The sequence below is a fragment of the Bradyrhizobium sp. HKCCYLRH3061 genome, from assembly GCF_051168015.1.
Taxonomy (GTDB): domain Bacteria; phylum Pseudomonadota; class Alphaproteobacteria; order Rhizobiales; family Xanthobacteraceae; genus Bradyrhizobium.
Window position 1 is genome coordinate 140,278 of the sequence record NZ_JBNPUE010000008.1, and the last position, 12,548, is coordinate 152,825.

Annotated in this window: 11 protein-coding genes; 5 read left to right on the forward strand and 6 right to left on the reverse strand. The window is 63.6% G+C overall.

Annotated elements, in window-relative coordinates; all coding sequences use genetic code 11:
* Nucleotides 1-6: 6 nt before the first annotated feature.
* The 3 genes from ACQR2C_RS15515 to ACQR2C_RS15525 all read left to right on the forward strand — a co-directional run bounded on the left by ACQR2C_RS15515 (nt 7) and on the right by ACQR2C_RS15525 (nt 3,310).
* The gene (locus ACQR2C_RS15515) at nt 7-852 is read left to right on the forward strand and encodes a DUF1365 domain-containing protein (RefSeq protein WP_434846836.1); all 846 of its coding nucleotides are present in this window, start codon (nt 7-9) and stop codon (nt 850-852) included.
* 109 nt (nt 853-961) lie between these two features.
* Nucleotides 962-2,194, forward strand: a complete 1,233-nt coding sequence (locus tag ACQR2C_RS15520; protein WP_316178952.1) for a cyclopropane-fatty-acyl-phospholipid synthase family protein — start codon at nt 962-964, stop codon at nt 2,192-2,194.
* Between the two features lie 81 nt (nt 2,195-2,275).
* Nucleotides 2,276-3,310, forward strand: coding sequence for a cysteine synthase A (locus ACQR2C_RS15525; RefSeq protein ID WP_316178672.1), 1,035 nt, complete (start codon nt 2,276-2,278; stop codon nt 3,308-3,310).
* 68 nt (nt 3,311-3,378) lie between these two features.
* Here ACQR2C_RS15525 and ACQR2C_RS15530 read toward each other — a convergent pair whose 3' ends face one another.
* Genes ACQR2C_RS15530 through ACQR2C_RS15545 form a run of 4 tightly spaced genes read right to left on the reverse strand, consistent with a single transcriptional unit; the run spans nt 3,379 to nt 7,929 of the window.
* On the reverse strand, nt 3,379-4,122 hold the full coding sequence (locus ACQR2C_RS15530; RefSeq protein ID WP_315799914.1) for an amino acid ABC transporter ATP-binding protein: 744 nt from the start codon (nt 4,120-4,122) through the stop codon (nt 3,379-3,381).
* Between the two features lie 22 nt (nt 4,123-4,144).
* Nucleotides 4,145-5,665: an amino acid ABC transporter permease gene (locus ACQR2C_RS15535; RefSeq protein WP_434881556.1), complete on the reverse strand. Its 1,521-nt coding sequence runs from the start codon at nt 5,663-5,665 to the stop codon at nt 4,145-4,147.
* Between the two features lie 13 nt (nt 5,666-5,678).
* Nucleotides 5,679-6,884, reverse strand: a complete 1,206-nt coding sequence (locus tag ACQR2C_RS15540) for an amino acid ABC transporter permease (protein WP_315799912.1) — start codon at nt 6,882-6,884, stop codon at nt 5,679-5,681.
* A 28-nt stretch (nt 6,885-6,912) separates the two neighbouring features.
* The gene (locus ACQR2C_RS15545; RefSeq protein WP_315799911.1) at nt 6,913-7,929 is read right to left on the reverse strand and encodes an amino acid ABC transporter substrate-binding protein; all 1,017 of its coding nucleotides are present in this window, start codon (nt 7,927-7,929) and stop codon (nt 6,913-6,915) included.
* 316 nt (nt 7,930-8,245) lie between these two features.
* Here ACQR2C_RS15545 and metC point away from each other — a divergent pair, with 316 nt between their 5' ends.
* Both metC and ACQR2C_RS15555 read left to right on the forward strand, forming a co-directional pair.
* Nucleotides 8,246-9,439, forward strand: coding sequence for a cystathionine beta-lyase (gene metC / locus ACQR2C_RS15550; protein WP_316236446.1), 1,194 nt, complete (start codon nt 8,246-8,248; stop codon nt 9,437-9,439).
* 123 nt (nt 9,440-9,562) lie between these two features.
* Complete coding sequence (locus ACQR2C_RS15555; protein WP_316178666.1) at nt 9,563-11,257, forward strand: Na/Pi cotransporter family protein; 1,695 nt, start codon at nt 9,563-9,565, stop codon at nt 11,255-11,257.
* 156 nt (nt 11,258-11,413) lie between these two features.
* Here ACQR2C_RS15555 and ACQR2C_RS15560 read toward each other — a convergent pair whose 3' ends face one another.
* Complete coding sequence (locus tag ACQR2C_RS15560) at nt 11,414-11,752, reverse strand: lipid-A-disaccharide synthase N-terminal domain-containing protein (RefSeq protein WP_316178664.1); 339 nt, start codon at nt 11,750-11,752, stop codon at nt 11,414-11,416.
* Nucleotides 11,746-12,489 carry a glycosyltransferase family 2 protein gene (locus ACQR2C_RS15565; protein WP_316178663.1) on the reverse strand — a complete coding sequence of 248 codons (744 nt, stop codon included), beginning with the start codon at nt 12,487-12,489 and terminating at the stop codon, nt 11,746-11,748. The genes ACQR2C_RS15560 and ACQR2C_RS15565 overlap by 7 nt, the downstream gene beginning before the upstream one ends.
* Nucleotides 12,490-12,548: the final 59 nt, after the last annotated feature.

The window sequence follows — 12,548 nt, forward strand, 5'->3', positions numbered from 1 at the left end:
CGCGATATGGGCATGGATCACTCGGGACCGGATGATCGAATGGAAGCGGCCGCGCTCTATGTCGGAGATGTCATGCATGCCCGCATGCGGCCCACCACGCATCGATTCCAGTATCGCGTGATGAGCCTGCTGATCGATCTCGGCCGGCTCGACCAGGCGGACCGGCAGACACCGCTGTTCGGGGTCAATCGGCGCGCGCTCTACAGCTTCCACGAGGCCGACCACGGTCCGCGCGACGGCTCGTCGCTGCTGGCCTATGCGCAGACCTGTGCGGCGGATCAGGGGATCGATCTCAGCGGCGGACGCGTGCTGCTGCTGTGCTATCCGCGGCTGCTCGGCTACGTGTTCAATCCGCTGTCGGTCTATTTCTGCCATCGCAGCGACGGCACCCTGGCGCTGATGATCTACGAGGTCCGCAACACCTTCGGCGAGATCAAGCCCTATGTGCTGCCCGTCAGGCCCAATGAGCTGTCCGCGGCAGGGCTGCGCCAGACGCAGGACAAGACCTTCTACGTCTCGCCGTTCATCGACATGGCGATGCGCTACCATTTCCGCATCATGCCGCCGGGCGACAAGGTCAAGTTGCGGATTCTGGAAACTGGCGCCGACGGGCCCCTGCTCGCTGCAACCTTCTCCGGCCGTCGTCGCGGGCTGACGTCCGGCTCTCTGCTCGCTGCCTTCGTCTCGCTCCCGCTGGTGACTGTCAAAATCTTCGCCGCGATCCATTGGGAGGCACTGCGGCTGTGGGCCAAAGGCGTCCGGCTCGTGCCGCGCGGCGAAATCATTGCAGGCCCTGGAACCAATACCGGCTTGGCGGGGAACGGCAGCCACGCTTATATATCACGACGCTGACCGGAAACGGCCGGCTCGCTCTGCGTCCGTGATTCCCTGCCCGCACAGGTGCCACACCGGCCAGCCGACGGGGACGTGGGCTGGAGCCGTTTGCGTGAGTGGACCTGCCATGCCGGACGTCATCCCAGTCACCCCTGATACCATCGACAAGGTGCTTGCCGATCTTCCCCGCCTGCCCCGCCTTGCCCTCGGCTTCGGATCGCGGTTGCGAAAAGGCACGCTCGACGTGACCCTGCCGGACGGACGGGTGATCCGGCTCGGCGGCGTTGAGCCCGGGCCGGCCGCCGCAATGATCCTGGCCAATTACGGCTTCGCATCGCGCCTTCTCAATGGCGGCGACATCGGCATCGCCGAAGCCTATCTGAACGGCGACTGGGATACGCCGGACCTGACGCAGTTTCTCTATCTGTTCTGCGTCAACCAGCACCTGCTGCAGTCGATGCTGGAAGACAAGCCGCTGATCCGGTTTGCCCAGCTGGTCCGGCACTGGTTCAACCGCAACACCAAACGTCAGGCGAAGCGCAACATCTACGCCCATTACGACATCGGGAATTCGTTCTACTCGGCCTGGCTCGATCCGAGCATGACCTATTCCTCGGCCTTGTTCGAGGAGCACACCACCGACCTCACCGCTGCGCAGACCAACAAGTACAAGCGGCTGGCCGAGGCGATCGATCTCAAGCCCGGGCAGAAGCTGCTCGAGATCGGCTGCGGCTGGGGCGGTTTTGCCGAATATGCCGCCAAGACGTTCGGCACCAAGGTCGTTGGGCTGACGATCAGCCAGCAGCAACGCGATTTTGCACAGCGCCGCATCCACGAGGCCGGGCTCGCCGAGAAAGTCGAGATCCGCCTGCAGGACTATCGCGACGAGCGCGACCGCTACGACCGTATCGCCTCGATCGAGATGATCGAGGCGGTCGGCGAGCAGTTCTGGCCGAAGTATTTCTCGCAACTGCGAGACCGTCTGCTGCCGGGCGGACTGGCCGGTGTCCAGGCCATTACCATCCAGGACAGCCTGTTCCAGCACTATCGCCGCGAGGTCGACTTCATCCAGCGCTACGTTTTCCCGGGGGGCATGTTGCCAACACCGCAGATCCTGAAGTCGCTCGGCGACCGCTTTGGCATACCCGTCATCCGCGAGCGCATCTTCGGGGAAGATTATGCCAGGACGCTGGCGATCTGGCGAAATAACTTCCGAGAGGCTTGGCCTGACCTCACGCCCGCCGGATTCGACGAGCGCTTCAGGCGGCTCTGGGAATATTATCTGTCCTACTGCGAAGCAGGTTTCCTCTCTGGGAACATCGATGTTCGCCAGGTGGTCTTTGCGAAATCAGGGGGCTGATCCAGCCGGCTTACGCTCCCCTGGATATCAGGCTAGGGTCCTCTTAAGTGTGCTCGAGGAAACTCCTACGGTATCTGCAAAATGACCATTCATAACGACGTCGTCGCGGCGATCGGCAATACGCCGCTGATCAAGCTCAAGCGCGCCTCGGAGGCGACGGGCTGCACCATTCTCGGCAAGGCCGAGTTCATGAACCCGGGCCAGTCGGTCAAGGACCGTGCCGGCAAGTGGATGATCCTGGAGGCCGAGAGACGTGGCGATCTCAAGCCGGGCGGCCTCGTGGTGGAGGCCACTGCCGGCAACACCGGCATCGGTCTGGCCGTGGTCGCCAGCGCGCGCGGTTATCGCACGCTGATCGTGATTCCAGAGACGCAGAGCCAGGAAAAGAAGGACATGCTACGGCTGTGCGGCGCGGAGCTGGTCGAGGTGCCGGCGTTGCCGTTCAGCAATCCCAACAACTATCAGCATGTCGGCCGCAGGCTCGCCGACGAACTGCGCAAGACCGAGCCGAACGGCGTGCTGTTCGCCGACCAGTGGAACAACCTCGACAACGCCAAGGCGCATTATGAGTCCACGGGACCCGAGATCTGGGAGCAGACCAACGGCAAGGTCGACGGCTTCATCTGCGCGGTCGGCACCGGCGGCACGATTGCCGGCACCAGCCGCTATTTGAAGGACAGGAACAAGGATATCGTCACCGCCTGCGCCGATCCGCACGGCTTCGCCATGTACGAATGGTTCAAGAACGGCGTCGTCAAGTCGACGCCCGGCGACTCCATCACCGAAGGCATCGGCATCGGTCGCGTGACGCCCGTGATCGAGACCGCCAAGGTCGACGACGCGTTCCTGGTGTCCGACGAGGATGCCGTCAACACGATCTACGACCTCGTGCAGCATGAAGGCCTGTGCCTGGGCGGCTCGACCGGCGTCAACGTCGCCGGCGCGGTGCAGCTCGCCCGGAAGCTCGGCCCCGGCCACACCATCGTGACCATCCTGTGCGACTCCGGCACGCGCTATCAGTCGAAGCTGTACAATCCAGAGTTCATGCGTTCGAAGAACCTGCCGGTGCCGGCTTGGCTCGAGAAGCGCAGCGGGATCAAGCCGCCGTTCATGTAGGACGCGAAAGACGAGTAGCGAACGAGAAACGACCTCTATTCGCTATTCGCATCTCCCAATTCGCCCCATCAATGCCGCAGGATCTGGCTCAGGAACAGCTTGCTGCGCGCATGCTGCGGATTGGCGAAGAACTCCTGCGGCGTGTTCGATTCGATGATCTGGCCGGCGTCCATGAACACGACGCGGTTGGCGACCTCGCGCGCGAAGCCCATCTCGTGGGTCACGACCAGCATGGTCATGCCCTCCTTCGCGAGATCGACCATGGTGTCGAGCACCTCCTTCACCATCTCCGGATCGAGCGCCGAGGTCGGCTCGTCGAACAGCATGACCTTGGGGTTCATCGTCAGCGCGCGCGCGATGGCGACACGCTGCTGCTGACCGCCCGACATCTGGCCCGGGTATTTCTGCGCCTGATGCGGGATCTTGACCCGCTCCAGGAACTTCATCGCGGTCGCCTCGGCTTCCTTCTGCGGGATGTTGCGCACCCAGATCGGCGCCAGGGTGCAGTTCTCCAGCACGGTCAGGTGCGGAAACAGGTTGAAGCTCTGGAACACCATGCCGACCTCGCGGCGAACCTCGTCTACGCGCTTGAGGTTCGGACCGAGGTCGATGCCGTCGACATTGATCTCGCCCTCCTGGAATTCCTCGAGCGCGTTGATGCAGCGGATCAAGGTCGACTTGCCTGAGCCCGAAGGCCCGCAGATCACGATGCGCTCACCCTTCCCGACCGAGAGATTGATGTCGCGCAAGACGTGGAATTCGCCGTACCACTTGTTGAGGGCGGAAATGCTGACGATCGAATTTGCAGTCATGGATCTCTCGATGATCTCTGGCTCAATGGCGCCGGTGCGCGTTGACGCGGCGCTCGACCAGCAGGGAGTAGCGTGACATGCCGAAGCAGAAGGCGAAGTAGATCAGCCCCGTGAAGGCAAAGCCGGTGAAGGCCGTGGTCGGCGTCGCCCAGACCGGATCGGCAAACGAGGCCTTGAGGCTGCCGAGCAGGTCGAACAGCGCCACGATGGACACCAGCGAGGTGTCCTTGAACAGCGAGATGAAGCTGTTGACGATGCCGGGGATCACGTGGCGCAGCGCCTGCGGCAGCACGATGAAGCTCGTCGTCTTCCACCAGGACAGGCCGAGCGCGCTCGACGCCTCCGCCTGGCCGCGCGGAATGGCCTGCAGGCCGCCGCGGATCACCTCGGCCATGTAGGCGCCGGAGAACAGCGCAACGCCGATCAGCGCCCGTACCAGGCCATCGACCCTGGCATTGCCGGGCAGGAACAGCGGCAGCATGTAGGTGGCGAAGAACAGCACGGTGATCAGCGGCACGCCGCGGACCAGCTCGATGAAGGCGATCGAAAAGATGCGGATCAGTGGAATGGTCGAGCGGCGGCCGAGCGCAAGCGCAATGCCGATCGGCATCGACGCAACGATGCCGATCACCGAGACGACCAGCGTCACCAGCATTCCGCCCCACAGCCTTGTGTCGACGATGGGAAGGCCGCCGCGATCGAGGCCCATGATCGCAATGACGACGGCAATGCCAGCGAAGGTCGCGGCCGTGGCGATGACGCTGCGCAGCGCCCTGCTCCCGCCGCCGACGATGAACACCAGCGCGGTGACAATGATCGCCGAGAGCGCGAGATCATTCCACACGGGCTGGTGAGATTGCTGCAGTTCGTTGCGGATCCAGACCAGTGGCCAGATCACGAGCGATGCGAGCGTTCCGATCAGAACGACCAGCTTGCCGAGCAGCCACAGCAGCATGCCGACCACCGGCACGTTGTCGCCGGCGCGCATCAGCGCGTTGCCGGCCGTATCGATGCTCTCGACGAACACCTGGAGGGCGCCTGTGGTCCAGCTCACGCCGAAGCTCTCCAGCCCACCGCCATAGAGCAGAAAGAACGCGACCACCGGCAGCGCGAAGAAGAACAGGCCTGCGTTCAATCCTTTGGCAGGCAGGCGCGGAATCAGCAGCGGCACCAGCAGCACCACCGCCAGCACATAGGTCAGATTGACGCGCCAGCGGTCGGCCTCCGGGTAGAAGCCGTACATGAACTGGCCGAACTTCGCCGAAATGTAGGGCCAACAGGCGCCGACCGGATGGCCGGCGTTCTGCGCCAGGCATGCTTCGCGGTCCTTGCCGACCCACACCGCGTCGACCAGCAGGAACTTGACCGCCGGGATCACGGTGAACCAGATCAACAGCGCGCTCACCAGCGTGAGCAGGATATTGGTCGGCGAGTTCAACAGCCTCGTGCGGACGAAGCCGACGAAACCCGTCGTCTTGATGGGCGCCGGGCGTTCTCCGGCCATGTCCTGACGGATGAAGGTTGAGGCCGTGATGTCGGTCATGCGACAAGTCTCTTCATGCGCCAAGTCTCTTCCCAAGCCGCCAGCTGTAGAAGCTCATCATCGCGCTCGTGATCAGCGACAGCGCCAGATAGACGCCCATCGTGATTCCGATGATCTCGATGGCCTGACCCGTCTGGCTCATCGTCGTGCCCGCGAACACCGACACGAGATCGGGATAACCGATAGCGACCGCGAGCGAGGAGTTCTTGGTCAGGTTCAAATACTGGTTCGTCAGCGGCGGCAGGATGACGCGAAGCGCCTGCGGCACGACGATCAAGCGCAGCACGGTGCCTCGGCTCAGTCCAAGCGAGAGCCCCGCTTCCATCTGTCCCTTGTGGACCGAGAGAATGCCGGCGCGCACGACCTCGGCGATGAACGACGCCGTGTACATGGTCAGCGCCAGGGTCAGCGCGACGAGCTCTGGAATGATGCGCGAACCGCCGGCGAAGTTGAATCCCTTGAGCGCCGGTACCTCGAACGAAATCGGCACGCCGAACACGAGCGCTGCAATCAGCGGCAGGCCTATCAGCAGCCCCAGCACCCAGGGCCAGATCCGCATCACATGGCCGCGGAGGAACAGCTCGCGCCGCGCGTAATAGTGCAGACCGACCGAGACCACGATCGCCACACCGAGCGCGATCACGAACGGCATGAAGCCGGGCTCCTCGATCGGGCGCGGAACGATGAAGCCGCGGTTGTTGAGAAAGAAGGTCGAGAAAAGAGAGATGCTCTGTCGCGGTCCGGGCAGAGCCGCCAACACCGCAAGATACCAGAACAGGATCTGAAACAGCAGCGGCAGGTTGCGGATCAGCTCGACATAGGCGCCGGAGACTCGCGACAGCAATGCGTTCGGTGACAAGCGGCCAAGCGCAACCAGAAAGCCAAGGATGGTCGCCAGCACGATACCTATGACGGAGACCAGCAGCGTGTTCAGCACGCCGACGATCAGCACGCGGCTGTAGCTGTCGGAGCCGGAGTAGCTGATCAGGGTCTGGTTGACGTCGAAGCCGGCCGTGTTGTTGAGGAAACCGAAGCCCGACGTGATGCGCTGGGCGGCGAGGTTGCTGCGTGCGTTGGCCACGATCTCGTAGCCAACCCACACCAGGACTGCGACGAACAGGATCTGCAGGATGATGCCGTTCCATCCTGCCTTGCCACCCAGCATGCGCTTCAGCCGAAGCCCATATTGCGCAGGCGGTAACCTCGCTTCGATACTCATTCGCCGCAGCCCCGCTATCGTGCAGTGATCAGCGGATCGGCGGCGCGTACTGCAGGCCGCCCTTGTTCCAGAGCTGGTTCAGACCGCGCGCGATCTGCAGCTTGGAGCCCGCGCCGACGTTGCGGTCATACATCTCGCCGTAGTTTCCGACCGCTTTCACGATCCGGGAGAACCAGTCCTTGGTGAGGCCGAGCTGCTCGCCGAGATTGCCATCGGTGCCGAAGGCGCGCTTGAAATCAGGCTTGTCCGACTTGGCCATCTCGTCCACGTTCGCCTGGGTGACGCCCATTTCCTCGGCCGTGATCAGCCCGAACAACGTCCACTTCACGATGTCGAACCACTGGTCGTCGCCGTGGCGCACCATTGGGCCGAGCGGTTCCTTCGAGATCACCTCGGGCAGCACAACATGGTCGGCCGGATTGGAGAGCTTCAGGCGCTCGGCATAGAGGCCGGAGACGTCGGTGGTGAACACGTCGCAGCGGCCGGATTCATAGGCTTTCACGGTCTCGTCGGCGCCGGCGAACGCGATCACCTCGTACTTCATCTTGTTGGCCTTGAAGTAGTCGGCGAGGTTTTGCTCGGTCGTGGTGCCAGTCTGCACGCAGACCGAAGCGCTGTTCAGCTCCAGCGCCGAGTTGACCTTGAGGGCCTTCTTCACCATGAAGCCCTGGCCGTCATAATAGGTAATTCCGGCGAAGTTCGCGCCGAGCGAGGTGTCACGCGACAGGGTCCAGGTGGTGTTGCGCGACAGCACGTCGACTTCGCCCGATTGCAGCGCGGTGAAGCGATCCTTGGCGGAGAGCGGCACGAACTTGACCTTGGTCGGATCGTTGAAGATCGCGGCGGCAATGGCGCGGCAGACGTCGACGTCGAGCCCGGTCCAGTTGCCCTTGTCGTCCGGGTTCGAGAAACCGGGCAGGCCCTGGCTGACGCCGCAGGCGAGCATGCCGCGATCCTTGACGGTCTTGAGCGTTTCGGCCTGGGCGCCGACGCTCGCCAGCATCGGGGCGAGAGCAAGAGTGAGAGCCAGAGTGACGCGTTTCATAAATACAGCCTTTCGCGGTCGTCCTTGGGGAGCGATGAAATCTCAGCGCGAAGATGGGGCCGACCTGAATCCGCCTTTGCAAACGCCATACCAAGAATATGGCGCACGCAATGCACAACGGAGCCGTGCATGCGAGATGAAGCGGGAATCGCGGCAAGCCCCTCAACGTGCAGCGATCGAATTGCGCGGGCATCACAGAACGACTGGCGGTCCGGGTCAAGGGGTTGACGGGCTTGTTCTGCATTCTGTTATTAACGACCGCAGTGCAGCCTGATTTCCAGCTATCCCGGCAGGCTCAAAGAGAAAAGACACGCGAATGGCATTATCGAACGACCCCGCTGCGGCGGTGCGACAAAACGTCGAGACACGGCTGGTCACGGCGGGGCGGGACACGAAAGCGCAGCACGGATTCGTGAATCCTCCGGTCGTTCATGGGTCGACGGTCCTGTATCCAACGGCTGAAGATCTGCATGCACACCGCGGCGAATTCCAATATGGCCGCCACGGCACGCCGACCACCAAGGCATTGCAGCAGGCGCTGATGGCGTTGGAGGGCCCGCAATGCGCCGGCGTCGGCATCGCGCCGTCAGGTCTCGGGGCGATCTCGACGACCCTGCTGTCGGTGCTCAAGGCCGGCGACCACGTGCTGGTCTGCGACAGCATCTATCGCCCGACCCGCAATTTCTGCAACGGCATGCTGGCGCGCTACGGCGTCGAGACGACCTATTTCGACCCATTGATCGGCACAGGAATTGAGCAACTGCTCAAACCAAATACACGCGCGGTAGTGGTCGAGGCGCCCGGCTCGCAGTCGTTCGAAATGCCGGACATCCCCGCCATTGCCGCGGTTGCGCATGCGCATGGCGCACTCGTCATCGACGACAACACCTGGGCGACGCCGCTCTACCACCGCTCCCTCGATCAGGGCGTCGACGTCAGCATGCAGGCGGCCACCAAATATATCGGCGGCCACTCCGACATCATGTTCGGGACGATTTCGGCCAATGCGAAGGCGTGGCCGCTGATCTCCGAGGGCATTCGCCTGCTCGGCGTCTGCGCCGGGCCGGACGACGTCTTCCTGGCGCTGCGCGGCGTGCGGACGCTTGGCGTGCGGCTGGCGCAGCATCATCGATCCGGCCTGGAGATGGCACGCTGGCTCGCCGCCCGTCCGGAGGTGATCGAGGTCCTGCATCCTGCGCTGGAGAGCCATCCGGGGCATGCGATCTGGAAGCGGGACTTCACCGGCGCCTCCGGCCTGTTCAGCATCGTGCTGCAACCAAAGCCGCAAGCCGCGGTTGATGCGATGCTCGACACGCTGACACTGTTCGGAATGGGCTATTCCTGGGGCGGCTTCGAGAGCCTGGCGATTCCGTTCGACTGCGCGACCTATCGCACGGCCACCACCTGGGCGCCCGGCGGCCCCACGCTGCGTCTGCATATCGGCCTGGAGAATGTAGAGGATCTCAAGGAGGATCTCGACCAAGGCTTTGCGGCGTTCAACGCATCTTAGCCACATCTTGGGCAGCCCATGGAACGCCCTGCGATCAGGCACGCAGGGCCGACAAAATAGCGTTGATCCCCAGCCGATTGGGGGTAGCCTGCGCGGCAAGGAAAGCTGGAACGAACGGAAATCATGGTTCTGCTCGATCTGATGGGCGGCGTGGCGTTGCTGCTGTGGGGCCTTCACATGGTCCACAGCGGCATTCTTCGCGCCTTCGGCCCGGATCTCCGGCTGCTGCTATCGCGGGCGCTGCGTAACCGCTTCAGCGCGCTCGCCGCCGGACTCGGTCTGACCGCTCTGCTCCAGAGCAGCACGGCGACCGCGCTGATCACGACCTCCTTCGCGGCGGAAGGCCTGGTCGGCCTGATCCCGGCGCTGGCGATCATGCTCGGCGCCAATATCGGCACCACGCTGATCGTGCAGGTCCTGTCGTTCAACGTGGCGGCGGTCGCCCCCATCCTGTTCGTGCTCGGCCTGGTGGCGTTCCGCAGCGGGCCGCGATCGCGCATCAAGGACCTGGGGCGGGTGTCGATTGGCCTCGGCCTGATGCTGCTGTCGCTGCACATCCTGATCGACACCCTGGCGCCCGCTGAAGAAGCGCCGGCGATGCGCGTGTTCATGCAGGCGATCACGGCCGATGTCACGCTGTGCATCATCTTCGGCGCCGTCGTCACCTGGATCGTGCATTCCAGCGTCGCCAGCGTGCTGCTGGTGATGTCGCTGGCCTATGCGCACTTCATCACGGCCGATGCCGCGTTGGCGCTCGTGCTTGGCGCCAATCTCGGCAGCGCCGTCAATCCGGTGTTCGAGGGCGCGCGCCGTGACAACCCGGCGAGCTATCGCCTGCCCGTCGGCAATCTCCTCAACCGTGTCATCGGAGTCGCGCTGATCGCGCCGTTCCTGCATCCGCTCGCAGCGCAATTGCAGCAATTTCAGCCCGATCTGTCGAAGCTGACGGCCCAGTTCCACATGGCTTTCAATCTCGGCACGGCCGTGGTGTTCATCGGCCTGCTCGGCGTCATGGAGAAGCTGCTCGTCAGCCTGTTCCCCGACCGCCCGGCGGAGGTCGATCCGGCCAAACCGCGCTATCTCGACGAGACCGCGCTGGAGACACCGTCGCTGGCGCTTGCGGACGCCGCGCGCGAGGCGCTGCGAATGGGCGATCTGGTCGAGACCATGTTGCGCAATGTCATGACCGCGATGATGACCAACGACCGTGGCCTCGTGGATCAGGTGTCACGCGCGGACAATGTCGTCGACCGGCTCGACGAAGCCATCAAGCTCTACATCACCAAGCTGACGCGGGGCAGCCTGGACGACCGTGAGGGCAAGCGCGCGATGGAGATCATCTCCTTCGCGATCAACCTCGAACACATCGGCGACATCATCGACAAGAACCTGAGCGAGCTCGCGACCAAGAAGATCAAGCGCAGGTTCCAGTTCTCTGCGGAGGGCGCCGACGAGCTGCAGGCCTTTCACCGCCAGATCATGGAGGCGCTCCGCGTCGCGTTCGGCATCTTCATGTCCGGCGATGCGCAGCAAGCCCACCAACTGCTCGATCAGAAAGCCGAGCTCCGCAACGCAGAGCTCGGCGCGACCGAGCGGCACCTCGAACGTCTGCGCGAGGGCCGCTCGGAGACGCTCGAAACCACCTCACTGCATCTCGACGTGCTGCGTGACCTCAGGCGTATCCACTCCCACATCTGCTCGGTCGCCTATCCCGTCCTGGACGCGGCCGGCGAAGCGGCCAGCCGCCGCAGCGAGGCGGCAGACAGCGGGGCCACCGTCGCCCTGCCCGCATCCTCTGCAAAGCCGCTGCCGCGCTGAGCGTAGGACGGCGCTACGAACCGGTTGTTCCGCATGCCCGCGCCGGGGCCGAAGCGCCTTCGGCGCGGAGAGAGCTGGGCGCGAACTGCGATGGGAGAGGCAATACCTGTCCTGCGCCAGCGAACATCCGCCCTGTGAACCTGAAGACGGCCCCGATCAATTGCTCAGCGTCTGGGATTCCCGCTGGCGGTTCTTGAAGATCAACATCACGTTGCGGACGTAGATGATGTTCGACAGCAGCTGGCCGAAGATGATGACCGGCTCGCGCTTCACGAGACCGTAGATCAGCGTCATCAGCCCTCCCCCGATCGAGAAGAACCAGAAGGCGATCGGCACCACGCTCTTGCCCGCGCGCTCGCTGGCGATCCACTGCACAAGGAAGCGCGCGGCGAAGGCCAGCTGGGCGGCAAGGCCGAACACCAGCCAGAAATCGAATCTGGCGACGAAGATGTCATAGAGATAGTTGCTGAACGCCTGCCCGAATTGAATCAGCATGACTTCACCTCGATCGCAACCGGCGTCGGCTTCTTGCGGCGGATCAGCCACCACACGCCGGCGAGATCCATGATCCCGATCCACAGCCGGTCGAAGAACCCGTAGTTCGACACGCCCGAATGCCGGGGACGATCGATCACGTCGATATAGGCGATGTCGTAGCCCTCGCGCCGCACCAGGGCGGGAAGGAAGCGGTGCAGACCATCGAAATACGGCATCATCAGGAACACGTCGCGACGGACCGCCTTGAGGCCGCAGCCGGTATCGCGGGTGCCGTCATGCAGCACCGCATTGCGGATCTTGTTGGCCAGCCGCGACTGTAGCTTCTTGAAGCCGGTATCCTTGCGGCCGACGCGCTGCCCTGCGACGAGGCCGACGCCTGCACCGCCCTTTTCGAGCGCGGCAATGAGGTCGGGCAAGAACGCGGGATTGTTCTGGCCATCGCCATCCAGCGTGGCCACCATGGCGCCATGGGCCGCGCGGATGCCGCTACGAACCGCAGCCGATTGGCCGGTCGATTTCTCATGCTGCAGCACACGCAGGTTCGGCCGCCGTGCCATTTCCTCGGCGAGCCGCTGCGCGGTGTCATCGGTCGAGCCATCGTTGACGTAGATGATCTCGTAGGACCACAGACCATCGAGCGCCGCCGCGATCTCGGTGATCAGCGGAACGATATTGCCGGCCTCGTTGCGCACGGGAACGACGATGGAGACGGCAACGGGGGTTTCGGTCGACAAGATGAGAACTCGTAATGGCGTGACTGGACCGGTTGCTGCCCCGGGCGCTGCGGCGGAGG

Coding starts and splice junctions, on each gene's coding strand:
- ACQR2C_RS15515 (WP_434846836.1), top strand. CDS start 7: ATGGGCATGGATCACTCGGGACCGGATGATCGAATGGAAGCGGCCGCG.
- ACQR2C_RS15520 (WP_316178952.1), top strand. CDS start 962: ATGCCGGACGTCATCCCAGTCACCCCTGATACCATCGACAAGGTGCTT.
- ACQR2C_RS15525 (WP_316178672.1), top strand. CDS start 2,276: ATGACCATTCATAACGACGTCGTCGCGGCGATCGGCAATACGCCGCTG.
- ACQR2C_RS15530 (WP_315799914.1), bottom strand. CDS start 4,122: ATGACTGCAAATTCGATCGTCAGCATTTCCGCCCTCAACAAGTGGTAC.
- ACQR2C_RS15535 (WP_434881556.1), bottom strand. CDS start 5,665: ATGACCGACATCACGGCCTCAACCTTCATCCGTCAGGACATGGCCGGA.
- ACQR2C_RS15540 (WP_315799912.1), bottom strand. CDS start 6,884: ATGAGTATCGAAGCGAGGTTACCGCCTGCGCAATATGGGCTTCGGCTG.
- ACQR2C_RS15545 (WP_315799911.1), bottom strand. CDS start 7,929: ATGAAACGCGTCACTCTGGCTCTCACTCTTGCTCTCGCCCCGATGCTG.
- metC (WP_316236446.1), top strand. CDS start 8,246: ATGGCATTATCGAACGACCCCGCTGCGGCGGTGCGACAAAACGTCGAG.
- ACQR2C_RS15555 (WP_316178666.1), top strand. CDS start 9,563: ATGGTTCTGCTCGATCTGATGGGCGGCGTGGCGTTGCTGCTGTGGGGC.
- ACQR2C_RS15560 (WP_316178664.1), bottom strand. CDS start 11,752: ATGCTGATTCAATTCGGGCAGGCGTTCAGCAACTATCTCTATGACATC.